The sequence below is a fragment of the Pseudomonas xantholysinigenes genome (assembly GCF_014268885.2).
Lineage (GTDB): Bacteria > Pseudomonadota > Gammaproteobacteria > Pseudomonadales > Pseudomonadaceae > Aquipseudomonas > Aquipseudomonas xantholysinigenes.
The window spans coordinates 4,405,344-4,431,283 of sequence record NZ_CP077095.1 but is presented as its reverse complement, the minus strand read 5'-3'; the positions used below and the strand labels follow the sequence as shown (position 1 = coordinate 4,431,283).

General features: G+C 65.3%; 22 protein-coding genes. 14 read left to right on the top strand and 8 right to left on the bottom strand.

Annotated features, from left to right (window positions below; translation table 11 throughout):
* Positions 1-21 precede the first annotated feature (21 nt).
* The 3 genes from HU772_RS19815 to gap form a co-directional block, all read right to left on the bottom strand.
* Entirely contained in the window at positions 22-1,017 is a 996-nt protein-coding gene (locus HU772_RS19815) for a FecR family protein (RefSeq protein WP_186658242.1), read from the bottom strand.
* Between the two features lie 60 nt (positions 1,018-1,077).
* Positions 1,078-1,590, bottom strand: a complete 513-nt coding sequence (locus tag HU772_RS19810; RefSeq protein ID WP_186658244.1) for an RNA polymerase sigma factor — start codon at positions 1,588-1,590, stop codon at positions 1,078-1,080.
* Positions 1,591-1,758: 168 nt separating this feature from the next.
* Positions 1,759-2,760 carry a type I glyceraldehyde-3-phosphate dehydrogenase gene (gene gap, locus HU772_RS19805; RefSeq protein ID WP_186658259.1) on the bottom strand — a complete coding sequence of 334 codons (1,002 nt, stop codon included), beginning with the start codon at positions 2,758-2,760 and terminating at the stop codon, positions 1,759-1,761.
* Between the two features lie 265 nt (positions 2,761-3,025).
* Between gap and edd the strand changes: the two genes are divergently transcribed.
* The 11 genes from edd (at position 3,026) to HU772_RS19750 (ending at position 16,462) form a co-directional block, all read left to right on the top strand.
* On the top strand, positions 3,026-4,852 hold the full coding sequence (gene edd, locus HU772_RS19800; protein ID WP_186658261.1) for a phosphogluconate dehydratase: 1,827 nt from the start codon (positions 3,026-3,028) through the stop codon (positions 4,850-4,852).
* Complete coding sequence (locus tag HU772_RS19795) at positions 4,849-5,805, top strand: glucokinase (protein WP_186658263.1); 957 nt, start codon at positions 4,849-4,851, stop codon at positions 5,803-5,805. Before edd ends, HU772_RS19795 begins: the two co-directional genes overlap by 4 nt.
* An 84-nt stretch (positions 5,806-5,889) precedes the next feature.
* On the top strand, positions 5,890-6,612 hold the full coding sequence (locus HU772_RS19790; RefSeq protein WP_186658265.1) for a response regulator: 723 nt from the start codon (positions 5,890-5,892) through the stop codon (positions 6,610-6,612).
* Positions 6,596-8,050: an ATP-binding protein gene (locus tag HU772_RS19785; RefSeq protein WP_186658267.1), complete on the top strand. Its 1,455-nt coding sequence runs from the start codon at positions 6,596-6,598 to the stop codon at positions 8,048-8,050. The genes HU772_RS19790 and HU772_RS19785 overlap by 17 nt, the downstream gene beginning before the upstream one ends.
* A gap of 245 nt (positions 8,051-8,295) precedes the next feature.
* Positions 8,296-9,513 (top strand): D-mannose isomerase, encoded by a 1,218-nt coding sequence (locus tag HU772_RS19780; protein WP_186658269.1) that lies wholly within the window; start codon positions 8,296-8,298, stop codon positions 9,511-9,513.
* A gap of 115 nt (positions 9,514-9,628) precedes the next feature.
* Entirely contained in the window at positions 9,629-10,915 is a 1,287-nt protein-coding gene (locus HU772_RS19775; RefSeq protein WP_186658271.1) for an ABC transporter substrate-binding protein, read from the top strand.
* Between the two features lie 145 nt (positions 10,916-11,060).
* Positions 11,061-11,969, top strand: coding sequence for a carbohydrate ABC transporter permease (locus HU772_RS19770; protein WP_186658273.1), 909 nt, complete (start codon positions 11,061-11,063; stop codon positions 11,967-11,969).
* On the top strand, positions 11,962-12,807 hold the full coding sequence (locus HU772_RS19765; protein WP_186658275.1) for a carbohydrate ABC transporter permease: 846 nt from the start codon (positions 11,962-11,964) through the stop codon (positions 12,805-12,807). The genes HU772_RS19770 and HU772_RS19765 overlap by 8 nt, the downstream gene beginning before the upstream one ends.
* A 3-nt stretch (positions 12,808-12,810) precedes the next feature.
* Positions 12,811-13,959 carry an ABC transporter ATP-binding protein gene (locus HU772_RS19760; protein ID WP_186658278.1) on the top strand — a complete coding sequence of 383 codons (1,149 nt, stop codon included), beginning with the start codon at positions 12,811-12,813 and terminating at the stop codon, positions 13,957-13,959.
* 187 nt (positions 13,960-14,146) lie between these two features.
* A complete protein-coding gene (locus HU772_RS19755; RefSeq protein WP_186658281.1) occupies positions 14,147-15,490 on the top strand; it encodes a carbohydrate porin in 1,344 nt (447 codons plus the stop codon).
* A 117-nt stretch (positions 15,491-15,607) separates the two neighbouring features.
* Positions 15,608-16,462, top strand: a complete 855-nt coding sequence (locus tag HU772_RS19750) for a D-hexose-6-phosphate mutarotase (RefSeq protein WP_186658284.1) — start codon at positions 15,608-15,610, stop codon at positions 16,460-16,462.
* On the opposite strand, the gene hexR is transcribed toward HU772_RS19750, so the two are convergent.
* Positions 16,455-17,318 carry a DNA-binding transcriptional regulator HexR gene (gene hexR, locus HU772_RS19745; RefSeq protein WP_217858795.1) on the bottom strand — a complete coding sequence of 288 codons (864 nt, stop codon included), beginning with the start codon at positions 17,316-17,318 and terminating at the stop codon, positions 16,455-16,457. The two genes, HU772_RS19750 and hexR, sit on opposite strands and share 8 nt — an antisense overlap.
* 191 nt (positions 17,319-17,509) lie before the next feature.
* Between hexR and zwf the strand changes: the two genes are divergently transcribed.
* Genes zwf through HU772_RS19730 form a run of 3 tightly spaced genes read left to right on the top strand, consistent with a single transcriptional unit; the run spans position 17,510 to position 20,371 of the window.
* Positions 17,510-18,979 (top strand): glucose-6-phosphate dehydrogenase, encoded by a 1,470-nt coding sequence (zwf, locus tag HU772_RS19740; protein ID WP_186658290.1) that lies wholly within the window; start codon positions 17,510-17,512, stop codon positions 18,977-18,979.
* Positions 18,966-19,679: a 6-phosphogluconolactonase gene (gene pgl, locus HU772_RS19735; RefSeq protein WP_186658306.1), complete on the top strand. Its 714-nt coding sequence runs from the start codon at positions 18,966-18,968 to the stop codon at positions 19,677-19,679. The genes zwf and pgl overlap by 14 nt, the downstream gene beginning before the upstream one ends.
* 17 nt (positions 19,680-19,696) lie before the next feature.
* On the top strand, positions 19,697-20,371 hold the full coding sequence (locus tag HU772_RS19730) for a bifunctional 4-hydroxy-2-oxoglutarate aldolase/2-dehydro-3-deoxy-phosphogluconate aldolase (protein WP_186658310.1): 675 nt from the start codon (positions 19,697-19,699) through the stop codon (positions 20,369-20,371).
* Positions 20,372-20,586: 215 nt separating this feature from the next.
* On the opposite strand, the gene leuA is transcribed toward HU772_RS19730, so the two are convergent.
* From leuA to HU772_RS19710, 4 genes are all read right to left on the bottom strand, one after another.
* Positions 20,587-22,260, bottom strand: coding sequence for a 2-isopropylmalate synthase (gene leuA, locus HU772_RS19725; protein ID WP_186658313.1), 1,674 nt, complete (start codon positions 22,258-22,260; stop codon positions 20,587-20,589).
* Between the two features lie 419 nt (positions 22,261-22,679).
* Positions 22,680-23,507 carry a M23 family metallopeptidase gene (locus HU772_RS19720; RefSeq protein WP_186658317.1) on the bottom strand — a complete coding sequence of 276 codons (828 nt, stop codon included), beginning with the start codon at positions 23,505-23,507 and terminating at the stop codon, positions 22,680-22,682.
* A gap of 3 nt (positions 23,508-23,510) precedes the next feature.
* Positions 23,511-24,890, bottom strand: a complete 1,380-nt coding sequence (gene xseA, locus HU772_RS19715; RefSeq protein ID WP_186658319.1) for an exodeoxyribonuclease VII large subunit — start codon at positions 24,888-24,890, stop codon at positions 23,511-23,513.
* Positions 24,891-24,979: 89 nt separating this feature from the next.
* On the bottom strand, positions 24,980-25,858 hold the full coding sequence (locus tag HU772_RS19710) for a LysR family transcriptional regulator (RefSeq protein ID WP_186658321.1): 879 nt from the start codon (positions 25,856-25,858) through the stop codon (positions 24,980-24,982).
* Positions 25,859-25,940 lie beyond the last annotated feature (82 nt).

The window sequence follows — 25,940 nt, the reverse complement described above, 5'->3', positions numbered from 1 at the left end:
TCGCGTAAAAAAACTTTGCCGTCAGTTGAGAATGACCAGCGCCGGGTACTCGTGCAGTTGCGCCGAGGTGATGTGGGCGAGGGCGCGCAGGGTTTCCAGCGGCTGGTCGAGGCGGTAGTTGCCGGTGACCGCGACCTGCTCCAGTTGCGCGTTGCGGCTGATGATCCAGCCCGGGTAATAGCGGCGGACCTCGGCGAGCACCTGGCTCAGCGGGCAGTTCTCGAACACCAGGCGGCCTTCGATCCAGGCCAGGTCGTGGCGCAGGTCGGGGCGCTGGCGCTGACCGAAGCCCTGGGGGCCGACGCTGATGCTGTCACCGGCACTGAGGCGGATGCGCTGGTCGCGCGCGCCTTGCAGGTCGACATCGCCGCGTTGCACGCGGACCTGGGCCTCGCCGTCGAGGTAACGCACGGCGAAGTCGGTATCGTGCACGCTGGCGCGCAACGGCCCGGCTTGTACCTCCAGTACCGACTGGCTGCTGGCTGGCACCTGGAAATACGCCTCGCCTTGCAGCAGACGGGCGACCTGGCGGCCTTCGCGCACATCGCTGGCAAAGGCCGAATTGGTGTTGAGCAGCACCTTGGCGCCGTCCTCCAACTGCAGGCGCTGGCGCTCGCCGACCACGGTCAGGTGGTCGGCCTGCAAGCGCACCGGCAGGTTGCCGAAGGTGAACAGCCCGACCAGCAGCACCGCGGCGCTGGCCAGTGGTTTCCAGTGGCGGCGCAGGCGCCCGCCCAGCGAGTGTCTGCGCCGCTGGTGCAACTGGCCGGCGGCCTGGCGCAGCGGTGCGCCGTTCCACAATGCCTCGGCCTCGACATAGGCCTCGGCGTTTTCGGCATTGGCGCCGAGCCAGTGTTCGAAGGCTTGGGTGTCGTGCGCGTCGGCGCATTGCAGGCGGATCAACCAGTCCAGCGCTTCTTCGCGGGCACGGGCGCGGGCGTCAGGCGCGGCGGCTGTCGGGCGAGGCGGGGACGGCTGAGTCACGGGGGATCCTTGCGGGGTGCGTTTTTTGCGCATGATCGGTGCAGGCCCGGCGCATGGCAAGGGCTTTGCGCATGCCAGCGGCGAGCGGTCGCGTCACTGGTGACGATCGGCCACGCCCATGCAGATGGCCATGATCAGTTTCAGCTCCTTCTGCACCGTGCTGGCGGAGACCTGCAATTGTTCGGCGATCTCCAGGTAGCTGGCGCCGTGCAGGCGGCTGAGGATGAAGATGCGTTGCTGGCGCTCGCTGAGTTGGCCCAGGCTCACGCTCAGGTGCTTGAGCAGTTGTTCGGCGTGGGCGGCATCTTCGCTGCTGCCCGCCGGGGCTGCGACGTTGTGCAGCACCTGTTCGGGCACGTCGTCGACCAGGGTGCGGGCCTGCACACGGCGCGCGCGCAGGTGGTCCAGGGCGAGGTTGCGCGCGGTCTGGAAGACGAACGGCTCAAGGTGCTCGATGGGGCGTTCACCCAGGGCGCGGGTCACCCGCAGGTAGGTTTCCTGCAGCAGGTCCTCGGCCGTGCTCGGATTGCCTACCATGCGTTGCAGGGTACGCAGCAGGCTGAGGCGCTGGACGAGGAAAATCGAGTTGAACCGGGACTGACTCACGGGGAAACCTGGGGCGCTTTTCGGGTGAATGATAATGCTTATCATCCATGCTGAAGGTCAAGCGCGGAAATGTCACGAACAGGTAAATATTGCGGTCAACGCGATCCGTGTAGGAGCGGCCTTGCCGAGGCGTCGGACCGGCCGCTCCCACAGGGGCCGCGCAAGTATTCACCTGGCGTTGAACAACGCCAGGCAGTTGTCCAGCATGCGGTTGGAGAAGCCCCACTCGTTGTCGTACCAGGCCAAGACCTTGAGCATGCGCCCGTTGGCGCGGGTATGGTTGGCGTCGAAGATCGACGACAGCGGGTTGTGGTTGAAGTCGCACGACACCAGCGGCAGGGCGTTGTAGCCCAGCACCCGCGAATGCCGGCTGGCTTCGAGGAACAGCTGGTTGACCTCATCGACCGTGGTTTCGCGCTGCAGGTTCACGGTGAGGTCGACCAACGACACATTGATCACCGGCACCCGCACCGCCATGCCGGTGAGCTTGCCGGCCAGCTCTGGCAGCACCAGGCCCACCGCCTCGGCGGCGCCGGTCTTGCTCGGGATCATCGACTGGGTGGCCGAACGCGCGCGGTAGGGGTCGCTGTGGTAGACGTCGGTGAGCACCTGGTCGTTGGTGTAGGCATGGATGGTGGTCATCAGGCCCTGCTCGATACCGAACTCGCGGTGCAGCACCTGGGCGATCGGCGCCAGGCAGTTGGTGGTGCACGAGGCGTTGGAAATGACCTGGTGCGAGGCCCGCAGCACGTCGTGGTTGACGCCGTAGACCACGGTGGCGTCGGCGCCCTTGGCCGGGGCGCTGACGATCACCTTGCCGGCGCCAGCGGCCAGGTGCGCGGCCGCCTTGGCGCGTTCGGTGAACAGCCCGGTGCACTCGAACACCACATCGATGCCCAGGGCTTTCCATGGCAGTTCGGCGGGATTGCGGATGGCGCTGACGGCGATGCGGTCGCCGTTGACGGTGAGGCTTTCGTGGTCGGCCTCGACACTGGCGTCGAAGATGCCGTGGACGCTGTCGAACTTGAGCAGGTGGGCGTTCATCGCGCTGTCGCCCAGGTCGTTGATGGCGACGACCTGCAGGTCCTGGCGGTAGCCGTGGGTGTAGAGTGCGCGCAGAACGTTGCGTCCGATGCGGCCGAATCCGTTGATGGCGATGCGTAGGGTCATGACGTTACCTCTGGCAGTCGGGTGAAGGCTGTGGCACAAAGGACAGCTTCACTGAAACGGTTTTGTTGTTGGAATAACAAGATTATTCACCGAGAGATAGAAAACAAGCCTTTTTGCTGGCAGTATTTTGTTTAAACATACAACGAGTGGTCGGATTACACCGTCGCAAACGGACCAGAAGCCTCTATCCAGAGCCTAGGTCGCAATCGTTTGGAGGGACAGTCCCTGGTAAAACCACCCTTACCGTTAGCCTGGAGTCCAGTACATGCACCCGCGCATCCTTGAGGTCACCGAACGGCTCATCGCCCGCAGCCGCCGTACCCGTGAACGCTACCTTGAGCTGATCCGCGGCGCGGCCAGTGACGGACCCATGCGCGCCCACCTGCAGTGCGCCAACTTCGCCCATGGCGTGGCGGGTTGCGGCGGGGACGACAAGCAGACCCTGCGGTTGATGAACGCCGCCAACGTGGCCATCGTCTCGGCCTACAACGACATGCTCTCGGCCCACCAGCCGTACCAGCACTTCCCCGAACAAATCAAACAGGCGCTGCGCGAGATCGGCTCGGTCGGCCAGTTCGCCGGTGGCGTGCCAGCCATGTGCGACGGCGTGACCCAGGGCGAGCCGGGCATGGAACTGGCCATCGCCAGCCGCGAAGTGATCGCCATGTCTACCGCCATCGCCCTGTCGCACAACATGTTCGACGCTGCCCTGATGCTGGGCATCTGCGACAAGATCGTGCCTGGGCTGATGATGGGCGCGCTGCGTTTCGGCCACCTGCCCACCGTTTTCGTGCCGGGCGGGCCGATGGTGTCGGGCATCTCCAACAAGGAGAAGGCCGATGTGCGCCAGCGCTACGCCGAGGGCAAGGCGAGCCGCGAGGAACTGCTCGAATCGGAAATGAAGAGCTACCACGGCCCGGGCACCTGTACCTTCTACGGTACCGCCAACACCAACCAGCTGGTGATGGAAGTGATGGGCCTGCACCTGCCGGGCGCTTCGTTCGTCAATCCCTACACGCCGCTGCGCGACGCCCTCACCGCCGAGGCCGCGCGTCAGGTCACGCGCATGACCAAGGCCAGCGGCAACTTCATGCCCATCGGCGAGATCGTCGATGAGAAGGCGCTGGTCAACTCGATCGTTGCCCTGCACGCCACTGGCGGCTCGACCAACCACACCCTGCACATTCCAGCCATCGCCCAGGCCGCCGGCATCCAGCTGACCTGGCAAGACATGGCCGACCTGTCCGAGGTGGTGCCGACGCTGTCCCACGTCTATCCGAACGGCAAGGCCGACATCAACCACTTCCAGGCCTCCGGCGGCATGGCCTTCCTCATTCGCGAACTGCTCGACGCCGGGTTGCTGCACGAGGACGTCAACACCGTGGCCGGGCATGGCCTGCGCCACTACACCCAGGAGCCGTTCCTCGAGGATGGCCAACTGGTCTGGCGCGAAGGGCCTAAGGACAGCCTCGACGAAAGCATCCTGCGCCCGGTGGCGCGGCCATTCTCCGCCGAGGGTGGCCTGCGGGTGATGGATGGCAACCTCGGGCGCGGGGTGATGAAAGTTTCTGCCGTGGCGCCCGAGCATCGGGTGGTCGAGGCGCCGGCCCGGGTGTTCCATGACCAGCAGGCCCTGGCCGATGCATTCAAGGCCGGCGAGCTTGAGCGCGACTTCGTCGCCGTGGTGCGTTTCCAGGGCCCGCGTTGCAATGGCATGCCTGAGTTGCACAAGCTCACACCGTTCCTCGGCGTGCTGCAGGACCGTGGCTTCAAGGTGGCGCTGGTTACCGACGGGCGCATGTCTGGCGCCTCGGGCAAGATCCCGGCGGCCATCCACGTGTGCCCGGAAGCCTTCGACGGCGGCCCGCTGGCGCGGGTGCGCGATGGTGATATCGTGCGTGTCGATGGTGCCGAAGGCACGCTGCGGATCATGGTTTCGGCCGAGGAACTGGCCAGCCGTGAGCTGCCCGAGCCACCCAAGGGTAACGACCTGGGATGCGGGCGCGAGCTGTTCGGCTTCATGCGCGTGGCGTTCAGTTCCGCCGAAAAGGGCGCGAGCGCCTTTACCTCGGCTCTGGAGCACCTTGAATGAATGCCCTGCTGGTTGGTGATATCGGGGGTACCAACGCACGTTTCGCCTTGTGGCGGGACAATGATCTGCATGCGGTGCAAGTGTTGGCCACCGCCGACTTCACCAGCCCCGAGCAGGCCATCGAGGCCTACCTGGCCGATCAGGGCATCGCCCGTGGCGGCCTGGCGGCGGTATGCCTGGCGGTGGCCGGGCCGGTGGATGGCGATGAGTTCCGCTTTACCAACAACCACTGGCGGCTCAGCCGCAGCGCCTTCTGCCAGGCGCTGCAGGTCGAGCGGCTGTTGCTGATCAACGATTTCTCCGCCATGGCCCTGGGCATGACCCGCCTGCGTGACGCTGAGTGCCGCGAGGTCTGCGCCGGTAAGGCCGACTCGTCGCGCCCGGCGCTGGTGATCGGCCCCGGCACCGGCCTGGGCGTGGGCAGCCTGCTGCGCCTGGGCGAGCAGTGGCTGGCGCTGCCGGGGGAGGGCGGGCATGTCGACCTGCCGGTGGGCAATGCCCGCGAGGCGGCGATCCACCAGGAGATCCATCGGCAGATCGGCCATGTCAGCGCCGAGACCGTGCTCAGTGGTGGCGGGCTGGTGCGCTTGTACCAGGCTATCTGCACGCTCGATGGCGCCACGCCGACGCACAAGAGCCCGGCGCAGCTCACTGACGCGGCCCTGGCCGGCGAGCCTCGGGCGTTGGCGGTGATCGAGCAGTTCTGCCGGTTTCTTGGGCGGGTGGCGGGCAACAATGTGCTCACCCTGGGCGCTCGAGGCGGGGTGTACATCGTCGGCGGGGTGATCCCGCGTTTTGCCGAGCTGTTCCTGCGCAGTGGGTTCGCCGCGAGTTTCGCCGACAAGGGCTGCATGAGCGGCTATTTCGCCGGGGTGCCGGTATGGCTGGTGACGGCGGAGTTTTCCGGGTTGCTGGGCGCCGGGGTGGCACTGCAGCAGTCAATGCAACACTGAGCCCTGCGGGAGCAGGTAAACCGGCTCCCACAGCAGCCCGTACAGCAGGCATGAAGACCTGCGTTTACAAGAGGACTGACCATTGTGAGCACTGCCGGCAAATCGATTCTGATGGTCGATGACGATCAGGACATCCGCGAATTACTGCAGAGCTACCTGGCCCGCTGCGGCCTGCAGGTCCATGCCGAACCCGATGGCCAGGGCTTTCGCCGCGCCCTGGACGCCAGCCCCTACGACCTGGTGATCCTCGACGTGATGCTGCCCGACGAGGACGGTTTCAGCCTGTGCCGCTGGGTGCGCGAGCACCCACGCCAGGCGCGGGTGCCGATCATTATGCTCACCGCCAGCTCCGATGAGGCCGATCGGGTCATTGGCCTGGAACTGGGCGCCGACGACTATCTGGGCAAACCCTTCAGCCCGCGCGAATTGCAGGCACGCATCAAGGCGCTGCTGCGCCGCGCCGATTTCGGCCAGGCAGTGCCGGCCAGCGCGGTGCTGGCCTTCGACGACTGGCGCCTGGACACGGTCAGCCATCGCCTGTTCCACCGCGATGGCGAGGAGGTGATTCTCTCCGGCGCCGATTTCGCCTTGCTCAAGCTGTTCCTCGACCACCCGCAGCAGATTCTCGACCGCGACACCATCGGCAACGCCACCCGTGGCCGCGAACCGATGCCGCTGGACCGGATCGTCGACATGGCGGTCAGCCGTTTGCGCCAGCGCCTGCGCGACACCGAAAAGCCCCCTCGGCTGATACGCACCGTGCGTGGCAGCGGCTACCTGCTGGCGGCCAATGTCTGCCCGGCCTAGCGAGCGCCGCTGGCGCCTGCTGCCGCGCTCGCTGCTGGGGCGCATGCTGCTGCTGACCCTGCTGGTGGTGTTGCTGGCACAGGGGCTGTCCAGCCTGATCTGGGTGGCCCAGCTGCGCGCCAGCCAGCTGCAAGGCCTGCGCGCCAGCGCCGGCAGCCTGGCCCACTCGATGAGCGCCAGCGTCAGTTACTTCCGCTCGCTACCGGTGGCCTACCGGCCCATGGTCCTTGACCAATTGCGCAGCATGGGTGGCACGCGCTTTTTCGTCTCGCTCAACGTCAAGCCCCTGGATATGCCGGTTTTACCGGTCACGCCGCGCAAGCAGGCGGTGATCGAGGTGTTCCAGCAAGTGCTGCACGAACGCCTTGGGCAACAGATGGACATTTCCGTCGAATTCGTCCGCCCGGACGACCTGCGTATCTTCAACAGTGGCCTGAAGCTCGACGAACTGCCGCGCTCCTGGGCGCATTACTCGTTGACCCTGGAGCCGCTCAATCCGCCGGTGCTGGTGACCCAGATCCGCCTGGACGAAGGCGAGTGGCTGTACATCGCCTCGTTGCTGCCCGAGCCCTACACCAGCCTCGAGGCCGAGCGCCTGCCGCGCCAGCAGATCGGCTTCATGGCCATGACCACGGTAATGCTGCTGGTGTTCATCGGCCTGCTGGTGCATTGGCAGAGCCGGCCGCTCAAGCGCCTGGCGCGGGCGGCGCGGGAGTTGTCGCTGGGTGCCGATGTGGCGCCGGTGGCCGAGGGCGGCGGCAGCGAGGTGGTCGAGGTCGGGCGGGCGTTCAACAGCATGCGCGAGCGCATCAGCCGCTACCTGACCGAACGTGCGCAGTTGTTCAGCGCGGTGTCCCACGACCTGCGCACGCCGATCACACGCCTGCGCCTGCGGGTCGAACTGCTCGAGGACGAGCAGCTGCAAGCGAAGTTCAGCCGTGACCTCGACGAGCTGGAGCTGCTGGTCAAGGGCGCCTTGCAGTGCGTGAAGGACACCGACATCCACGAGAACATCGAGCCTATCGACCTCAACCAGGTGCTGGAGATGTTGGCCGAGCCTTACCTGGGCGATGGCCGCATCACCCTGGAGGGGCGCGCCTTGGCGCCTTATCCGGGCAAGTCGCTGGCGTTGCGCCGCTGCATCGGCAACCTGATCGACAATGCCATCAAGTACGGCGAGCGGGCGCACTTGCGGATCCTCGACAGTGCCGACAGCTTCGTCCTGCAGGTGGACGACCAGGGGCCGGGGGTGCCGGAGCAGCGTCTGGAGCAGGTGTTCGAGCCGCACTTCCGACTGGCCGGGCAGCAGCAGGGTTATGGGTTGGGGCTGGGGATCGCGCGCAACATCGCCCACAGTCATGGGGGGGAGGTGAGCCTGTTGAACCTGCGCGAGGGTGGGTTGCGGGTGACCTTGTACCTACCCCGTACAGCCGAATGACGCGATCCCCTGTAGGAGCGGCCTTGCGCCGCGAAAGGGCCGCAGAGCGGCCCCAGGGATCTCGGCGCAGAGCTGAAATTGCCGGGGCTGCTTTGCAGCCCTTTCCGGCCGGTCCGACGCCTCGGCAAGGCCGCTCCTACACGGGACTGATGTCACTAAATGGTGACAATCGAGCCAGTCTTCGTGACATGCCAGCCAGGACGGCTGACTAGAATCGGCTGACAACAACAAGGAAGACCAAGCCCATGGCCCACCACTGGCTCGATTCCCCGACACACCATGCCTGGCTCGACGCCGAGGCCCTGCGCCTGCTGGCGTTCGCCCGGGCATCCCGTCTGCCCCAAGGCTTCGGCAACCTCGACGATGAAGGTCGGCTGCCCCGCTGCGCCCTGGCCGAGACCATGAACACCGCGCGCATGACCCACAGCTTTGCCCTGGCCCATCTCCAGGGCGTTCCGGGGTGTCGCGAGCTGGTCGAGCATGGCGTCGGCGCCCTGCTAGGGCCGCTGCGCGATCAGGAACACGACGGCTGGTACGCGCGGCCCGAAGGCCACGGCGACAGTGGCAAGGCCGCCTACCTGCACGCCTTCGTCGCCCTGGCCGCCAGCTCGGCGGTGGTAGTGGGCGTCGGCCAGGCCCAGGCGCTGCTGGACGCGGTGATCCGGGTGATCGAACAGCGCTTCTGGTGCGAGCAGGAAGGGGGCTTGCGCGAGTCGTTCTCCCGTGACTGGCAACAGGCCGAAGCCTACCGTGGCGCCAACAGCAACATGCACGGCGTCGAGGCGTTTCTCGCCCTGGCCGATGTGACCGGCGACAGCCGCTGGCTGGCCCGCGCCCTGCGGATGGTCGAGCGTTTGATCCTCAACCAGGCCGCCGCCGACGGTTTCCGGGTCAGCGAGCATTTTGACGAGCATTGGCAGGCATTGCCCGACTACAACCGAGACAACCCCGCCGACGGCTTCCGCCCCTACGGCACCACGCCGGGCCATGCCTTCGAGTGGGCGCGCCTGGTGCTGCACCTGGAGGCGGCGCTGCAACGGGCGCAACAGCCTGCTCCGGAGTCCTTGCTGCCCGCCGCCAGGGGGCTGTTCGACAGTGCCTGCCGCCATGCCTGGCAGGTCGACGGCGCGCCGGGGCTGGTCTACACCCTCGACTGGCACGACCGCCCGGTGGTGCGCGAGCGGCTGCACTGGGTGCATGCCGAGGCCAGCGCTTGCGCCGCCGCCTTGCTCCAGCGCACGGGCGAGGCGCGCTACGAGGGCTGGTATCGCTGCTTCTGGGATTTCATTGGCGAGCATTTCATCGATCGTGCCCAGGGCAGCTGGCACCACGAGCTCGACCCAACTAACCAGCCCAGCGCGCGGATCTGGGGCGGCAAGCCCGATCTCTATCACGCCTACCAGGCCCTTCTGCTGCCACGCCTGCCGTTGGCGCCGAGCCTGGCCAGTGCCCTGGCTATGTAACCAGACGATGACAATCGCGCATCCGTTCGTTACCTGGCGCCGGGCGCGCGCTCCCTACACTGCATGCCATGCAAGCGACAGTCTTGCCTCGCATAACAACAAGAAAGGTATTCCCATGTATCCGACGCTTCGTCTCGCCGCTGCGATTTCCCTCGCTTCCCTGTTCTCCCTCAGCGCCCAGGCCGCCGACTCCAAAGGCAGCGTGGAGGTCGTCCATTGGTGGACCTCCGGTGGCGAAAAAGCCGCGGTCGATGTGCTCAAGGCCCAGGTCGAGAAGGACGGCTTCACCTGGAAGGACGGCGCCGTGGCCGGTGGCGGTGGCGCCACCGCCATGACCGTGCTCAAGAGCCGCGCAGTGGCCGGCAACCCACCGGGGGTGGCGCAGATCAAGGGCCCGGATATCCAGGACTGGGCCGCCACCGGACTGCTTGATCCCGATGTGCTCAAGGATGTGGCCAAGGACGAAAAGTGGGACAGCCTGCTCGACAAGAAAGTGGCCGATACCGTGAAGTACGACGGTGACTACGTGGCGGTGCCGGTGAACATCCACCGCATCAACTGGCTGTGGATCAACCCCGAGGTGTTCAAGAAGGCCGGCATCGACAAGGCGCCGACCACCCTCGCGGAATTCTATGCCGCCGGTGACAAGCTCAAGGCCGCTGGCTTCATCCCGCTCGCCCACGGTGGCCAGCCGTGGCAGGACAGCACCGTGTTCGAGAGCGTGGTGCTCTCGGTGATGGGCGTCGACGGCTACAAGAAGGCGCTGGTCGAGCTGGACGAAAAGGCCCTGACCGGCCCTGAGATGGTCAAGGCGCTCACCGAGCTGAAGAAAGTCGCCACCTACATGGACCCCGACGGCAAGGGCCAGGACTGGAACCTGGAGGCGGCCAAGGTGATCAACGGCAAGGCCGGCATGCAGATCATGGGCGACTGGGCCAAAAGCGAATGGACCCTGGCCAGGAAGACTGCCGGCAAGGACTACCAATGTGTAGCCTTCCCCGGCACCGACCAGGCCTTCCTCTACAACATCGACTCGCTGGTGGTGTTCAAGCAGAAGGACAAGGGCACCGCGGCGGGCCAGCAGGATATCGCACGCAAGGTGCTGGGCGAGGATTTCCAGAAGGTCTTCAGCATCAACAAGGGCTCGATCCCGGTACGCAACGACATGCTCGCCGACATGGGCAAGTACGGCTTCGACAGCTGCGCCCAGACTGCGGCCAAGGACTTCCTGGCCGACGCCAAGACTGGCGGCCTGCAACCGAGCATGGCGCACAACATGGCCACCACGCTGGCGGTGCAGGGCGCGTTCTTCGATGTGGTGACTAACTACATCAACGACCCGAAGGCTGATCCGGCGGATGCGGCGAAGAAACTCTACGCCGCAGTCAAAGCCGCCCAATAGCCAACGCCGAGGCTGGCGAAATCCTTGTGGGAGCGGGTTTACCCGCGAACACCGGCATGGCCGGTGCCAGGCACCGCGGTGTCTGCTTCGCGGGTAAACCCGCTCCCACAGGTGATGTGTTGGCCCTCTTTTCCGGTATCTGACCATGACCACAGCAACCGCCCGCCTGCGGGCCTCCCCCCTGGATGCGCTGCAGCGCTGGCTACCGAAGCTGGTGCTGGCGCCAAGCATGTTCATCGTGCTGGTGGGCTTCTACGGCTACATCCTGTGGACCTTCGTCCTCTCGTTCACCACCTCGACCTTCCTGCCCACCTACAAGTGGGCGGGCCTGGCACAGTACGCCCGCTTGTTCGACAACGACCGCTGGTGGGTGGCGAGCAAGAACCTGCTGCTGTTCGGCGGGCTGTTCATCGGCATCACCCTGGCCATCGGCGTGTTCCTCGCCGTGCTGCTCGACCAACGCATCCGCCGCGAAGGCTTTATCCGCACCATCTACCTGTACCCCATGGCCTTGTCGATGATCGTCACCGGCACCGCCTGGAAGTGGCTGCTCAACCCCGGCATGGGCCTGGACAAGCTGCTGCGTGACTGGGGCTGGGAAGGCTTTCGCCTGGACTGGCTGATCGATCCGGACCGCGTGGTCTATTGCCTGGTGATCGCCGCGGTGTGGCAGGCCTCGGGCTTCATCATGGCGATGTTCCTGGCCGGGCTCAGGGGCGTCGATCCGTCGATCATCCGCGCCGCCCAGCTCGATGGCGCCAGCCTGCCGCGCATCTACTGGACCGTGGTGCTGCCCAGCCTGCGCCCGGTGTTCTTCAGCTCGCTGATGATCCTCGCGCACATCGCCATCAAGAGCTTCGACCTGGTGGCGGCAATGACCGCCGGCGGCCCGGGCTATTCCTCGGACCTTCCGGCGATGTTCATGTACTCGTTCACCTTCAGTCGCGGGCAGATGGGCATGGGCTCGGCCAGCGCGATCCTGATGCTGGGGGCGATCCTGGCCATCCTGGTGCCGTACCTGTATTCCGAACTGCGGGGTAAACGCCATGACTAGCCTGGCCGACAAACCAGCGCTGAACCTGAGCCGCATTGCCATCCACGGCGTGCTGCTGCTGGCCGTGCTGCTGTACCTGGTGCCGCTGGTGGTGATGCTGCTGACCAGCTTCAAGACCCCCGAGGACATCGGCAGCGGCAACCTGCTGAGCTGGCCCACCGAATTCACCGCCATTGGCTGGAGCAAGGCCTGGGCCACGGTCAGCGGCTACTTCGTCAACTCGATCCTGATCACCGTGCCGGCGGTGCTGATCTCCACCGCCATTGGCGCGCTCAACGGCTACGTGCTGTCGATGTGGCGCTTCCGTGGTTCGCAGCTGTTCTTCGGGCTGCTGCTGTTCGGTTGTTTCCTGCCGTTCCAGACCGTGCTGCTGCCGGCCTCGTTCACCCTCGGCAAACTGGGCCTGGCCAGCACCACCGGCGGCCTGGTGCTGGTGCACGTGGTGTACGGCCTGGCCTTCACCACACTGTTCTTCCGCAACTACTACGTGAGCATTCCCGAGGCGCTGGTCAAGGCCGCGCGCTTGGACGGTGCCGGGTTCTTCACCATCTTCGGGCGGATCATCCTGCCGATGTCGACGCCGATCATCATGGTCTGCCTGATCTGGCAGTTCACCCAGATCTGGAACGATTTCCTGTTTGGCGTGGTGTTCTCCAGTGGCGATTCGCAACCGATCACCGTGGCCCTGAACAACCTGGTCAACACCAGCACCGGGGCCAAGGAATACAACGTCGACATGGCCGCGGCGATGATCGCCGGGCTGCCGACGCTGCTGGTCTACGTGGTCGCGGGCAAGTATTTCGTGCGCGGGCTGACTGCCGGCGCGGTCAAGGGGTAAGTCATGGCAACACTTGAACTTCGCAATGTGCACAAGACCTACGGCGCGGGCTTGCCCGACACGCTCAAGGATATCCAGCTGGCGATCAAGGACGGCGAGTTCCTGATCCTGGTCGGCCCCTCGGGCTGTGGCAAGTCGACGCTGATGAACTGCATCGCCGGGCTAGAGAACATCAGCGGCGGGGCGATCCTCATCGATGAAGAGGATGTCAGCGGCATGAGCCCCAAGGACCGCGACATCGCCATGGTGTTCCAGTCCTATGCGCTGTACCCGACCATGAATGTGCGCGACAACATCGCTTTCGGCCTGAAGATCCGCAAGCTGCCCCAGGCGGCCATCGACGAGGAAGTGGCGCGGGTGGCCAAGCTGCTGCAGATCGAGCACCTGCTCGCACGCAAGCCTGGCCAGCTTTCCGGTGGCCAGCAGCAGCGGGTGGCCATGGGCCGGGCGCTGGCTAGGCGGCCGAAGATCTACCTGTTCGACGAGCCGCTGTCGAACCTCGACGCCAAGCTGCGGGTGGAGATGCGCACCGAGATCAAGCTGATGCACCAGCGCCTGAAGACCACCACGGTGTACGTCACCCACGACCAGATCGAGGCGATGACGCTCGGTGACAAAGTGGCGGTGATGAAGGACGGCATCATCCAGCAGTTCGGCACCCCGCAGCAGATCTACAACGATCCGGCCAACCTGTTCGTCGCCAGCTTCATCGGCTCGCCGCCGATGAATTTCATCCCCGTGCGCCTGACCAAGCAGGACGGGCGCGTGCTGGCGCTGCTCGACAGCGGCCAGGCGCGCTGCGAGCTGCCGTTGGGCGTGGCGGCGGATGAGCTGGAAGGCCGCGAGATCATTCTCGGCGTGCGCCCCGAGCAGATCGCGCTGGGGGCGGAGCAGGGCAATGGCCTGCCCGGTATTCGCGCCGAAATCCAGGTCACCGAGCCCACCGGCCCGGACCTGCTGGTGTTCGTCACCCTCAACCAGACCAAGGTCTGTTGCCGCCTGGCGCCGGATGTGGCGTGCCGGGTCGGCGACAGCCTCAACCTGCAGTTCGACCCGGCACGGGTGCTGCTGTTCGACGCCAGCAGCGGCGAACGCCTGGACCTGGTCACTACTGCCGTAAAGGACAACGTGACACGCTTCAAAGGCCGTTAAACCGGACACGGTCCCTGTAGGAGCGGCCTTGTGTCGCGAAAGGGCTGCGTAACGGCCCCAGGATCTGAGCAACGCCCACAATCGCAGGGGCTGCTCTGCAGCCCTTTCGCGACACAAGGCCGCTCCTACAGAAAAGACCTGGCCGTTGATTCGTTCTGTTAATAACAAGAAAAGAGGACGCAAAGGGATGGAACAGCGCAATCGCATCAGGACGTTGGGCTCGCTGGCACTGCTGGCCGTGGTCGGCAGCAGCGGAGCCCAGGCCGCCGAGGCTTTCTCGTCGGAATCGAAATGGATGACCGGCGACTGGGGCGGCACCCGCACCGAGCTGCTGGAGAAGGGCTACGACTTCACCCTCGACTACGTCGGTGAGGTGGCCGGCAACCTGCACGGGGGCTACAACAACGACAAGACCGCGCGCTACAGCGACCAGTTCGCCCTGGGCGCGCACCTGGACCTGGAGAAGATCTTCGGCTGGAAGGACACCGAGTTCAAATTGGCGATCACCGAGCGTAGCGGTCGCAACCTGTCCAACGACCGCATCAGCGACCCGCGCGCCGGGCAGTTCAGCTCGGTGCAGGAGGTGTGGGGCCGGGGCCAGACCTGGCGCCTGACCCAGATGTGGATCAAGCAGAAGTACTTCGACGGCGCGCTGGATGTGAAATTCGGCCGCTTCGGCGAGGGCGAGGACTTCAACAGCTTCCCCTGCGATTTCCAGAACCTGGCGTTCTGCGGCTCGCAGGTGGGCAACTGGGTGGGCGGCATCTGGTACAACTGGCCGGTCAGCCAGTGGGCGCTGCGGGTCAAGTACAACATCACCCCGGAATTCTTCGTCCAGGTCGGCGCCTTCGAGCAGAACCCGTCGAACCTGGAGACCGGCAACGGCTTCAAGCTCAGCGGCAGCGGCACCAAGGGCGCCATCCTGCCGGTGGAGGCGGTGTGGTCGCCCAAGGTCAATGGCCTGCCCGGCGAGTACCGCCTGGGCTACTACTACAGCACCGCCAAGGCCGACGATGTGTACGACGACATCAACGGCAACCCGCAGGCACTGACGGGCGCGGCGTTCAAGTCGCACTCCAGCAAGCACGGCTGGTGGGTGGTGGCGCAGCAGCAGGTCACCGCCCAGGCCGGTGACGTCAACCGCGGCCTGAGCCTGTTCGCCAACTTCACCGTGCACGACAAAGCCACCAACGTGGTCGACAACTACCAGCAGGTTGGCCTGGTCTACAAAGGTGCCTTCGATGCCCGGCCCAAGGATGACATTGGCTTTGGTATCGCCCGTATCCACGTCAACGACGACGTGAAGAAGCGCGCCGAACTGCTCAATGCCCAGAGCGGCATCGACGACTACGACAACCCGGGCTTCGTGCCGCTGCAGCGCACTGAATACAACGCCGAGCTCTACTACGGCTTCCACGTCACCAACTGGCTGACCGTGCGGCCCAACTTGCAGTACATCAAGAGCCCGGGCGGCGTGGATCAGGTGGATAACGCGCTGGTCGCCGGCCTGAAGATTCAGTCGTCATTCTGAGAAAAATTGTTGTAAATTTACGCCATCCATTTGGCCTCCCGCTCACCACTGGTTCGCAGTGGTGAGCGAGCACAGGTCAAGACAGCGCTATCTCGAACAACAAAAGAGCTTGGAACCATGCCTGAACATCCGCTACATCGCTTCTTCACCTCGCAACGGCCCAGGCCGACCTTCGAGTGGGAGCGTTACCAGCAGCGCGATGTCCTGATCATCGACCATCCGCGCTGCCAGGCGGTGTTCAGCCGCCAGGGCGGCCAGTTGCTGCACTTTCAGCCGGCCGGCGAAAAGCCCTGGCTATGGTGCGCCGAGCAATGGCCGCAAGTCGGTGCCATCCGCGGTGGCGTGCCGGTGTGCTGGCCTTGGTATGGCCGCCATCCCAGTGAAGACCTGTGGCCGGCCCATGGCTGGGCGCGGTTGCTGGACTGGAAGTTGATCGACAGCAGCGAGGACGAGCAGGGCGTGTCCTTGCAGTGGCGCCTGGACCTGTGCGACTGGCAGGTCGACCTGCACGCCCGGCTGGGCGCAAGCATGGAACTGCGCTTGAGCACCGAGCACCAGGACAGCCAACCCTGCCAGCTGAGCCACGCGTTGCTGGCCTACTGGCGCATCAGCGACGTGTCGAAGATAGCGCTGTCTGGGCTCGAGGATATCCAAGGCTATGACCGCCTCAATCGCCAGGCCTGCCGCGAAGATGGCGCGCTGACGCTCAAGGGCGGATGCCAGAAGGTCTACCCGGGCACGCCCCGGGTGCAACTGCAGGACCCGGCCTGGCAACGCGCGCTGTGCATTGATACCGGCGACAGCGACGACACCGTGGTCTGGCACCCGGGCAATCGCCCACTGATGGGCGTGAGCGGGCGTGAGTGCCAGGGGTTCGTCTGCGTGGAAGCCGCCAGCGGCAGCGACGAAGGCTTGAGCCTGGCCCCGGGCGAGCGGGCGCACCTGCGCTTGCAGGCGCACCGGCTCAGTTGAGGTCGTCGTCGACGACCGGATAGCGGCTGGCGTTGAGGCTTTCCTTGATCTTGCGCAGGTGCGGCTGGAAGTCCACGCCGCGGCGCAGGGTCATGCCGGTGGCCAGTACATCGAGCACGGTGAGTTGGATGATTCGCGAGGTCATCGGCATGTAGATGTCGGTGTCTTCCGGCAGCGGGATATGCAGGCTCATGCTGCAGGCCTGGGACAGCGGCGAACCGGCGGCGGTAAGGCCGAGCACCGAGGCGCCATTTTCCCGCGCCAGGCGCGCCACCTCGACCAGTTCGCGGGTGCGCCCGGTGTAGGAGATGATCACGAACAAGTCGCCGGTATGGGCCACCGAGGCCAGCATGCGCTGCATCAGCACGTCGGCATGGGCCGACACGGCCAGGTTGAAGCGGAAGAACTTGTGCTGGGCGTCGAGGGCCACCGGGGCCGAGGCGCCGAGGCCGAAGAAATGAATCTGCCGGGCCTGGATCATCATGTCCACGGCGCGGCTGACCTGTTGCGGGTCGAGCGCCTGGCAGGCGCTGTCCAGCGAGGCGATGGCGCTGCCGAAGATCTTCTGGGTGTAGGCGGCCGGATCATCGTCGGCCTCCACCGCGCGGCTGACGTAGGCGGCGCCGCTGGCCAGGCTCTGGGCCAACTGCAGCTTGAGCTCGGGGTAGCCGCTGACGCCGAACGAGCGGCAGAAACGGTTGACGGTCGGCTCACTGACCTTGGCCGCCTGGGCCAGGGCGGCGATGCTGAAGCGGGTGGCCTGTTGCGGGTTGAGCAGGATGACTTCGGCGACTTTGCGTTCGGCCTTGTTCAGCTCGTCGAGGCGGCCCTGGATCTGTTCCAGGAGGTTGCGCACGCGGTCCATGGTGTGTCCTTGGGTCGGGAAGCAGGCTTTTTGCGATGGCGTGTATCGTACTGTCGGTAAGATTGTCACACCACTTGTCTGTAATGGCTGTATTGGATGTTGTGGTTTTTACTACATTAGCCCTTGAAAAGCAGGGTTGAAACCGGTATTTCTAGTCCAACATTTATAAAAGAACCAACATCATGGCTGCGATCAGTGTCGAACCCTGCACCTTCGCCCTCTTTGGCGCCCTCGGCGACCTGGCATTGCGCAAGCTGTTCCCCGCGCTCTACCAGCTCGACCGCGCCGACCTCCTGCACCCAGATACCCGACTGCTGGCCCTGGCACGCGAGTCGGGCAGCGCGCAGGAACACCTGAACAGCATCGAAGCCCACTTGCGCCGCCACGTGCCGGAGGCGGAGATCGATGCCGCCTCCCTGGGCCGTTTCCTCGGTCGCCTGAGCTACCTGCACCTGGACTTCGTCGAGCCCGAGGGTTACCAGGCCCTGGCCGAACAGGCGCCGGGCGAACAGCCGCTGATTGCCTATTTCGCCACGGCGGCGGCGGTCTATGGCGCGATCTGCGAGAACCTCGACAAGGCCGGCCTGGCGTCGCGCACCCGGGTGGTGCTGGAGAAGCCCATCGGCCATGACCTGGAGTCGTCGCGTCGGGTCAACGACGCGGTGGCGCGGTTCTTCCCCGAAAGCCGGGTCTACCGCATCGACCATTACCTGGGCAAGGAGACGGTGCAGAACCTGATCGCCCTGCGTTTCGCCAATAGCCTGTTCGAGACCCAGTGGAACCAGAACTCCATTTCCCATGTGGAGATCACCGTCGCCGAGAAGGTCGGTATCGAGGGCCGCTGGGGCTACTTCGACAAGGCTGGCCAGCTGCGCGACATGATCCAGAACCACCTGCTGCAGCTGCTCTGCCTGATCGCCATGGACCCGCCCAGCGACCTGTCGGCCGACAGCATCCGCGACGAGAAGGTCAAGGTGCTCAAGGCCCTGGCACCGATCACCGGCGAAGGCCTGAGCACCCATGTGGTGCGCGGCCAGTACATCGCTGGCTTCAGTGATGGCAAGCCGGTGCCGGGCTATCTGGAAGAGGACAACGCCAACGCCCAGAGCGACACCGAGACCTTCGTCGCCCTGCGCGCCGACATCCGCAACTGGCGCTGGTCGGGCGTGCCGTTCTATCTGCGCACCGGCAAGCGCATGCCACAGAAACTGTCGCAGATCGTCATCCATTTCAAGGAAACCCCGCACTACATCTTCGCCCCGGAACAGCGCTTGCAGATCGGCAACAAGCTGATCATTCGCCTGCAGCCGGACGAAGGCATTTCACTGCGGGTGATGACCAAGGAGCAGGGCCTGGACAAAGGCATGCAGTTGCGCAGCGGTCCGCTGCAGCTGAATTTCTCCGACACCTGGCGCAGCGCGCGGATCCCGGACGCCTATGAACGTCTGCTGCTGGAAGTGATGCGTGGCAACCAGAACCTGTTCGTGCGCAAGGACGAGATCGAGTACGCCTGGAAATGGTGCGACCAGCTGATCGCCGGCTGGAAGCACACCGGCGACGCGCCCAAGCCCTACGCGGCAGGTTCCTGGGGGCCGATGAGCTCGATTGCACTGATCACCCGTGATGGGAGGGCCTGGTATGGCGATATCTGAACTGCAACTGCCGGCGACCGTGAAGGTTCACGCGCTGGCCGATTCGAAAACCCTGGCGACCACGCAAGCCCATGATGTGGCCGAGCGCTTGCGCCAGGCCATCGCCAGCAAGGGCCAGGCCTGCCTGGTGCTGTCGGGTGGACGCAGCCCGGTGCCGTTCCTCGAGAAACTGGCCGCCGAAGTGTTGGACTGGTCCAAGGTGACCGTCAGCCTGGCCGACGAACGCTGGGTACCGGTGGCGCACGACGACAGCAACGCCGGCCTGCTGGCCCGCCACCTGTTCAAGGGCGCGGCGGCCAAGGCGCGGTTCATCGGGCTCTACCAGCCTGCCGCCACGCTTGAGGCCGCTGCCGAGCAAGCCGACCAGGTCTTGGCCGACCTGCCGCCGATCGACGTGCTGGTGCTGGGCATGGGCGACGATGGCCATACCGCCTCGCTGTTCCCGGCCAGCCCCAACCTGCGCCAGGGCCTGGCCAAGGTCGGTGAGCGCCGCTGCCTGGCGATGCTGGCGCCGAGCGTGCCGCACCAGCGCCTGAGCATGACCCGTGCGTTGCTGGCCACTGCCGGCCTTACCCTGCTGTCGGTGCAAGGCGCGGGCAAGCTCGCCACCCTGCGCACCGCGCTGGCGGCCGAAGACCCTACCGAAATGCCGATTCGCGCCTTTCTTCACGACCCTCTGCACATCTACTGGTGCCCATGAGCCAAGGACCCATTGTCATGACCACCCTCGAACGCCCCCAGCCTTTGCTCTCGATGGCCGAGAAAGCCGACCGCATCGATGCGATCTGCGACAAGGCGCGCATCCTGCCGGTGATCACCATCGCCCGTGAGGAAGACATCCTGCCCCTGGCCGACGCCCTGGCCGCTGGCGGCATCCGCACCCTGGAAGTGACCCTGCGCTCGCAGCATGGCCTGAAGGCCATCCAGGTGCTGCGCGAGCAGCGCCCGGAGCTGTGCGTCGGTGCCGGAACCGTGCTCGACCGCGGCATGTTCGCTGCCGTGGAGGCAGCAGGCGCGCAGTTCGTGGTGACCCCGGGCATCACCCCGGACGTTCTCCAGGCCGGCGTGGAAAGCGACATTCCGCTGCTGCCCGGCATCAGTACGCCGTCGGAAATCATGCTGGGCTATGCCCTGGGCTACCGCCGCTTCAAGCTGTTCCCGGCGGAGATCAGCGGTGGCGTGGCGGCGATCAAGGCCTTTGCCGGCCCGTTCGGCGACATTCGTTTCTGCCCCACCGGTGGGGTGAGCCCGGCCAACGTGCGCAACTACATGGCCTTGCCCAATGTGATGTGCGTGGGCGGCACCTGGATGCTCGACAGCAGCTGGATCAAGAACGGCGACTGGGCGCGGATCGAGGCGTGCAGCGCTGAGGCGATGGCGTTGCTGGACTGACCGATTTCGTTGTGTGCTACACGGTTATGGGGCGCTTGGTCGGCGCCCCTTTTTTTGCCTGAAATGTTTGTAGCGCTTGTGCCGGCCTCTTCGCGGGTAAACCCGCTCCCACAGGGGGCGCCTGGTGCCTGTGGGAGCGGGTTTACCCGCGAAAGGGCCGGGACAGGCAAAAAAAACCCGCATCAAGGATGCGGGCTTTGTTTTTCTGCGATGGCTTACGCCGCCTTGGCCTGCTGCTGGCTCAGCGAGCGGTTCAGCGCGCTGAACAGCGCCTTGAAGCTGGCGGTGGTGATGTTCTCGTCGATGCCCACGCCGTGCACCGGACGCCCACCGGCCACGCGCAGTTCGATGTAGGCCGCCGCCTTGGCGTTGGTGCCGGCACCGATGGCGTGCTCGTTGTAGTCCATGATCTCGACGTTGACCGGCAAGCCGGCGACCAGCGCTTCCAGGGCGCCGTTGCCCTTGCCGTGCCAGTGCAGGGTGGTTTCGCCTTCACCGGAGACTTCCACCTGTACATGGCTGCTGCCGTTCTCTTCCTGCAGGCGGTGGCTGACCAGTGCATACGGCGCGTTGGCCTGCAGATACTCCTTCTGCAACAGCTTGTAGATCTGCTCGGCGGTCATTTCCAGGCCAAGACGGTCGGTCTCGCCCTGCACCACCTGGCTGAACTCGATCTGCATGCGCCGTGGCAGGCTGATGCCGTACTCCTGCTCGAGCAGGTAAGTGATGCCGCCCTTGCCCGACTGGCTGTTGACGCGGATCACCGCCTCGTAGCTGCGGCCGATGTCGGCCGGGTCGATCGGCAGGTATGGCACTTCCCACAGTTCGCCATCCTTCTGCTGGGCGAAGCCCTTGCGGATGGCGTCCTGGTGCGAGCCGGAGAACGCGGTGTGGACCAGGTCGCCGACATACGGGTGACGCGGGTGTACCGGCAGTTGGTTGCACTCCTCGACGACCTTGCGCACGCCGTCGATGTCGGAGAAGTCCAGCTGCGGGTCGATGCCCTGGGTGTAGAGGTTCAGCGCCAGGGTCACCAGGTCGACGTTGCCGGTACGCTCGCCATTGCCGAACAGGCAGCCTTCGGCACGGTCGGCACCGGCCATCAAGCCCAGCTCGGTGGCGGCGATGCCGGTGCCACGGTCGTTGTGGGTGTGCAGGCTGATGATCACGCTGTCGCGACGGTTGATGTTGCGGCAGAACCACTCGATCTGATCGGCGTAGACGTTCGGCGTGGCGACTTCGACGGTGGCCGGCAGATTGAGGATGATCTTGTGTTCGGGGGTCGGGTTCCACACCTCGATCACCGCGTCACACACCTCTTTGGCGAACTCCAGCTCGGTGGCGCTGAAGGTTTCCGGCGAGTACTGGAAGGTCCATTGGGTTTGCGGCTGCTGCGCGGCGTATTTGACGAACAGCTTGGCGGCGTTCACCGCGATGTCCTTCACGCCCTGCTTGTCCTGGTTGAAGACGATGCGGCGGAACGACGGGCAGGTGGCGTTGTACAGGTGGACGATGGCCTTCTTCGCCCCGCGCAGGGACTCGAAGGTACGGGCGATCAGGTCTTCACGGGCCTGGGTGAGCACCTGGATGGTGGTGTCGTCGGGGATGTGGCCATCCTCGATGAGGCTGCGCACGAAGTCGAAGTCGGTCTGCGAGGCCGATGGGAAGGCGGCTTCGATTTCCTTCACACCCACCTGCACCAAGGTCTTCCAGAAGCGCAGCTTCTTCTCTGAGTCCATCGGCTCGATCAGCGACTGGTTGCCATCACGCAGGTCGGAGCTGCACCAGATCGGCGCCTGGGTGATGGCCTTCGACGGCCAGGTACGGTCGGGCAGGTCGATGGTCGGGAACGCGCGGTACTTCTTCGATGGGTCTTTGAGCATGGTCATGGAAGCAATCCTTTTATGTGCGGCCGTGATCGGGCCTGCCAAGCGAAAACAAGAGAAAAAAGGCGAGGCGACGCGATTCAGCCTGGTAGTCGGGCGCTGACCAGGCAAAGGCTGCGATGTTGTCGGAGCAGGGTGCTGAAGATGTTCATAGGCTCAACCCTAACCAGTGGGTTGGGGGATGGCAAGCACTGCGGGGAAATTGAGATAAATGCTCAAAAAATGCTTTTAGGCGAGATTTTATTGCCGATATTTACGGCGTGATTATTTGTTTTTGCGCAGTATTTTTCGAAGGCGCAACTAAAAGGGATTGATGTTGGCGGTGCCGGCCTCTTCGCGGGTAAACCCGCTCCCACAGGAATTGCGCCGTACCTGTGGGAGCGGGTTTACCCGCGAAGAGGCCGGCTCAGATGGCACAGGACTCAGGGCTGGAACGCGCCGATGAAGATCGCCGGGTCGACCCGCGCATCGTTGAGGCTGACATTCCAGTGCATGTGCGGCCCGGTGGCCCGGCCGGTCGAGCCCACGCGGCCCACCACCTCGCCCCGGCGCAGCGTTTGCCCCGGTTTCACGTCGATTTTCGACATGTGGCAGAACATGCTGATGAAGCCCTGGCCATGGTCGACGAACACCGTGCGGCCATTGAAGAAGTAATCCCCCACCAGGATCACCTTGCCGTTGGCCGGGGTCTTGATCGGCGTGCCGGCCGGCACGGCGAAGTCCAGGCCGGCGTGAGGGTTGCGTTCCTCGCCGTTGAAGAAGCGGCGCACGCCGAACTTGCTCGACAGCGGACCATTGACCGGCTTGTCGAGGATCAGGTTGCTCGGCAGGGCCGGGCTGAAGCTGCGGTAGGCCTTGACCTGCTCGGCCAGCTCGCGGTCGATGCGTTTGAGGTCATCGGGCTCGGGATTGACCTGGCGCTTGTTCTTCAAGGTGATGTGCTGCTCGGGGTATTTCTTGTTGCCGACACTGAAGGCAATGCTGCGTCCGCCTTGGGTCAGCACGGCATTGCCGGGCTTTTGCGTCAGCGGGATGCCGACGATCGCCAGCCAGTTGCCCTGCTCATTGACCACCAGCACCGGCTTGCCGTCGAAGCGCGCCGACGGGGCGCTGGCGGCTGGCCCCAGGTCGACCACCGCGACGCCGCCGGGCACCGGTTTGTTCAGGGTGCGGGTGATGTAGCTGGCCTGGGCAGCGGTGACCGGCAGCAGCAGGGCGAGGGTAAGCAAGAGCGCGAACAGGCGGGGCATGTGTCAGTCCAGTAGCGAGAGGGTGACCGGGGTCTGGTGGTTGTCCTCGACCCGCACCTTGAGCTCGCCTTCGTTGAGGCGGGCGGTCAGGCGTTGGCCGTTGTGGGTCTGCGCGGCGCTGCGGATGGCCTGGCCGCGTTCATCCAGGAGGATGCTGTAGCCGCGGGCGAGGGTGGCCAGGGGGCTGACCACCTGCAGCGTCTGCAGTTGCGCCTGGAAGCGTTGGCGGCGGTCCTTGAGCACCTCGCGCATGGCCCGTGGCAGGCGCTTGGCAAGGCTGTCCAGGCGCTGCTTGAGGAGCTTCAGGTTGCGTCCCGGATGCTGCGCGGCCAGGCGCGTGTCGAGGCGGCCGAGGCGTTCGTGGCGTTGACGCATGGCCAGGGTGAAGGCGCGGCGCAGGCGCATGTCCAGGTCGTCCAGGCGCTGGGCCTGCTGGCGCAGGCGTTCGCCCGGGTGGCGCAGGCGTCGGGCTAGGCCATCCACGCGCAGGCGGTCGTGGGCCAGGCGGTTCTGCATGCGCAGCAGCAGGCGCCGTTGCAGGCCATCAAGGCGCTGTTGCAGGCCGCTGCTGTCGGGGGCGAGCAGTTCGGCGGCGGCAGACGGCGTGGGGGCGCGCACATCGGCGACGAAGTCGCTGATCGACACATCGGTTTCATGGCCGACGGCGCTGACGATCGGCGTCACGCAGTCAGCCACGGCTCGGGCCACGGCCTCTTCGTTGAAGCACCAGAGGTCTTCCAGCGAACCGCCACCACGGGCCAGGATCAGCGCGTCGAAGCCTTGGCGATCGGCCATCTGCAGCGCGCGGACGATCTGCGCGATGGCTTCGCGACCTTGCACGGCGGTGGGGATCAGGTTCAGCTCGACCTGCGGCGCGCGGCGCCGGAACACACTGATGATGTCGCGGATCACCGCGCCGGTGGGCGAGGTGATGATGCCGATGCGCTGCGGATGCGCGGGCAAGGGCTGTTTGCGTTCGGTACTGAACAGGCCTTCGGCGCCGAGTTTTTCCTTCAGCGCCTCGAAGGCCAGGCGCAGGGCGCCGTCGCCGGCCGGCTCGACGGTGTCGAGGATCAACTGGTAGTCACCGCGGCCTTCGAACAGCGAGACCTTGCCGCGCACCTTCACCGCCAGGCCGTCGCGCAGCGCCTGGCGTACCCGCGCGGCATTCTGCCGGAACAGCGCGCAGCGGATCTGTGCGCCGCTGTCCTTGAGGGTGAAGTACATGTGGCCGGAGGCTGGGCGGGCGAGGTTGGAAATTTCGCCTTCCACCCAGACGCTGCGGAACACATCCTCGAGCAGCACACGGGCGCGGCCGTTGAGCTGGCTGACGGTGAGGACCTCGCGGTCCAGGCCGAGTCGTTCGAAAGGGTCTCTGATCATGGCGGGCATCATAAAGGACATCGGTCCCGGTTGTCTGTTCCTGGCCCGGTCGTCGCGGCATGGCCGCTCAGGGTGTTTGCGTCGAAACCTCAGTTTTTCATCGCCGCCACAAACTGCCGCACCAGCTCCCCGGCATCGCGCCGACAAGCCAGCGCCACGGTGCTCTGGCAGGCCTCGGCCAGCGGTACGAAACGCACCGCAGGCGGCGCAATCTCACGCATGCTCGCCGGCAGCAAGGCCACCCCGAATCCGGCCTGGATCAGTTGCAGTTGTGTCGTCTTGCGCGACACCACCTGAGCGGCTCGGGGGAAGAAGCCTTCGTTCATGCACAGCGATGCCGACAGGTAGCTCAAGCCGCCGCGTTCGCGATGAGGGATGGAAATGAAGCGCTCTTCGCGCAACTGCCCCAGTCGAACGCTGCTCGCCATGCCCAGCGGATGGTCGGTCGCCACCGCCAGCAGCAGCGGCTCGTCGAACAGCGCATGCAGTTCCACGCCCTCATGCTGGCGCAGCACCGGCAGGCGCAGCAGGCCGATCTCCAGGCGGCCTTCGGCGATGTCCTGCAGTTGCGCTTCCGACGATTGCTGGGCGATTTCCAGCGATACGCCGGGATTGGCGGTCAGGTAGCCGCCGAGGTGTTCGAGCAGGCGACCGGTCAAGGGCACGGTACTGGAGTGGTTCAGCCGCAGGCTGCCGCGCAGGCCCTGGCCGACCTCGCGGGTCAGGCGCTCGGCCTTGTCCAGGTCGGCCAGCAGGCGCCGGGCGCGGTCAAGGAAGGCCAGCCCGGCGGCAGTCAATCGGGGCTGGCGCGCGGTACGCTCGAACAAGGGCGTTTCGAGCTGCAGCTCCAGCTCCTTGATCTGTCGGCTCAGGGCCGACTGGGCGATGTACAGCCGTTCAGCCGCCGCGCTGAAGCTGCCGCTCTCGGCAATTTCGACGAAGTAACGCAACTGGCGGATCGAAGTCATGTCATGCCTTTTTCAGATGACTCATGGCGAAAAGGCATATTAGTCGGCATGGGTCGCGCCTGGCTAACCTTCGATTGTTCTC

What these genes read in the sequence shown, in the direction of transcription:
- xseA (WP_186658319.1), bottom strand. Translation starts at nt 24,890, where the DNA reads ATGATCAGAGACCCTTTCGAACGACTCGGCCTGGACCGCGAGGTCCTC.
- HU772_RS19755 (WP_186658281.1), top strand. Translation starts at nt 14,147, where the DNA reads ATGGAACAGCGCAATCGCATCAGGACGTTGGGCTCGCTGGCACTGCTG.
- HU772_RS19730 (WP_186658310.1), top strand. Translation starts at nt 19,697, where the DNA reads ATGACCACCCTCGAACGCCCCCAGCCTTTGCTCTCGATGGCCGAGAAA.
- pgl (WP_186658306.1), top strand. Translation starts at nt 18,966, where the DNA reads ATGGCGATATCTGAACTGCAACTGCCGGCGACCGTGAAGGTTCACGCG.
- HU772_RS19815 (WP_186658242.1), bottom strand. Translation starts at nt 1,017, where the DNA reads ATGCGCAAAAAACGCACCCCGCAAGGATCCCCCGTGACTCAGCCGTCC.
- gap (WP_186658259.1), bottom strand. Translation starts at nt 2,760, where the DNA reads ATGACCCTACGCATCGCCATCAACGGATTCGGCCGCATCGGACGCAAC.
- HU772_RS19750 (WP_186658284.1), top strand. Translation starts at nt 15,608, where the DNA reads ATGCCTGAACATCCGCTACATCGCTTCTTCACCTCGCAACGGCCCAGG.
- HU772_RS19780 (WP_186658269.1), top strand. Translation starts at nt 8,296, where the DNA reads ATGGCCCACCACTGGCTCGATTCCCCGACACACCATGCCTGGCTCGAC.
- HU772_RS19785 (WP_186658267.1), top strand. Translation starts at nt 6,596, where the DNA reads ATGTCTGCCCGGCCTAGCGAGCGCCGCTGGCGCCTGCTGCCGCGCTCG.
- leuA (WP_186658313.1), bottom strand. Translation starts at nt 22,260, where the DNA reads ATGACCATGCTCAAAGACCCATCGAAGAAGTACCGCGCGTTCCCGACC.
- zwf (WP_186658290.1), top strand. Translation starts at nt 17,510, where the DNA reads ATGGCTGCGATCAGTGTCGAACCCTGCACCTTCGCCCTCTTTGGCGCC.
- HU772_RS19795 (WP_186658263.1), top strand. Translation starts at nt 4,849, where the DNA reads ATGAATGCCCTGCTGGTTGGTGATATCGGGGGTACCAACGCACGTTTC.
- HU772_RS19720 (WP_186658317.1), bottom strand. Translation starts at nt 23,507, where the DNA reads ATGCCCCGCCTGTTCGCGCTCTTGCTTACCCTCGCCCTGCTGCTGCCG.
- HU772_RS19765 (WP_186658275.1), top strand. Translation starts at nt 11,962, where the DNA reads ATGACTAGCCTGGCCGACAAACCAGCGCTGAACCTGAGCCGCATTGCC.
- edd (WP_186658261.1), top strand. Translation starts at nt 3,026, where the DNA reads ATGCACCCGCGCATCCTTGAGGTCACCGAACGGCTCATCGCCCGCAGC.
- HU772_RS19760 (WP_186658278.1), top strand. Translation starts at nt 12,811, where the DNA reads ATGGCAACACTTGAACTTCGCAATGTGCACAAGACCTACGGCGCGGGC.
- HU772_RS19710 (WP_186658321.1), bottom strand. Translation starts at nt 25,858, where the DNA reads ATGACTTCGATCCGCCAGTTGCGTTACTTCGTCGAAATTGCCGAGAGC.
- HU772_RS19775 (WP_186658271.1), top strand. Translation starts at nt 9,629, where the DNA reads ATGTATCCGACGCTTCGTCTCGCCGCTGCGATTTCCCTCGCTTCCCTG.
- HU772_RS19770 (WP_186658273.1), top strand. Translation starts at nt 11,061, where the DNA reads ATGACCACAGCAACCGCCCGCCTGCGGGCCTCCCCCCTGGATGCGCTG.